Consider the following 1,093-nt stretch of genomic DNA (forward strand, 5'->3'; position numbering starts at 1 on the left):
TGGGATTCTCATCGCTGGGGCATAACCCGTTCGGCTTTTTGAGGTTGGACAAGATGTTTGGCGATCGCGGTCGTTAGAAGCCTTCGAGGACGATCTTGCCTTTAGCCGCGCCACTTTCGATCAGTGCATGCACCGTCTTCAGATTGGCGGCATTGATCGGCGACAGTCGCCGGGTCAGCGTCGTGCGGATTTTGCCGTCGTCAACCAGCGCTGCCATCGCATCCAGAATCTCGCCCTGCTCATTCATGTCGGGCGTGCCGTAGATCGACCGCGTGAACATCAGCTCGTGGTGGATCGACACCGCCTTGCGCTTGAAAACCATGATATCGAATGCCTTGGGATCGTCGATCAGTCCGAACCGTCCTTGTGGGGCGATCAGTTCGGCGATGTCGGCGACATGTTGCTCGGTATGTGTGGTCGAAAAGACGAAAGCGGGAGCACCGATGCCGAGTTCGGCGATCTGTGGCGCGAGCGGACGAGAATGGTCGATGACGTGGTGAGCTCCAAGCCCTCTTACCCACTCTTGGGTTTCCGGTCGAGAGGCTGTGGCGATGACGGTGAGGTCCGTGCGCTGTCGCGCGATCTGGACGGCGATCGACCCAACCCCGCCCGCGCCACCGATGATGAGGATCGCCTCCGCCGCACCGGGTACGGGCTTCGCCACGTCCAGGCGGTCGAACATCGCCTCCCAGGCCGTCAACGTCGTCAGCGGCAGCGCCGCCGCTTCCGCCCAGGAGAGCGACGCAGGTTTGTGACCGACAATCCGGGCGTCGACGAGATGGAACTCCGCATTGGTACCGGGCCGTGTGATCGATCCGGCATAATAGACCTCGTCGCCTAACTCGAACTGCGTGACGTCGGGGCCGACCTCGCGCACAATCCCGGCGGCATCCCATCCCAGCACCTTCCAATCGCCATCTGCCGGCGGCGTGCTGTTGCGGACCTTGTAGTCGACCGGGTTGACCGAGACGGCCTTCACCTCAACCAGGATATCGTATCCTGCAGCGACAGGCCGAGGCAGATTGATGTCGACCAGCGCGGCATCCGCGGCGATGGGTCCCGGAACCTTGTAACCAATGGCTTTCATAAATGT

The 1,093-nt window shown here is 61.4% G+C and carries 1 protein-coding gene; it reads right to left on the bottom strand.

What is annotated here, in order from left to right; genetic code table 11:
* Positions 1-73: 73 nt before the first annotated feature.
* Positions 74-1,087: a zinc-binding alcohol dehydrogenase family protein gene (locus tag A9513_RS27630; protein WP_002118279.1), complete on the bottom strand. Its 1,014-nt coding sequence runs from the start codon at positions 1,085-1,087 to the stop codon at positions 74-76.
* Between the last annotated feature and the right edge of the window lie 6 nt (positions 1,088-1,093).

This window comes from Pseudomonas sp. AU12215 (genome assembly GCF_001675465.2).
Taxonomy (GTDB): Bacteria; Pseudomonadota; Gammaproteobacteria; order Pseudomonadales; family Pseudomonadaceae; genus Pseudomonas; species Pseudomonas nitroreducens.

Excerpts from the sequence above, each read along its gene's own strand:
- A9513_RS27630 (WP_002118279.1), bottom strand. The coding sequence starts at position 1,087 with ATGAAAGCCATTGGTTACAAGGTTCCGGGACCCATCGCCGCGGATGCC.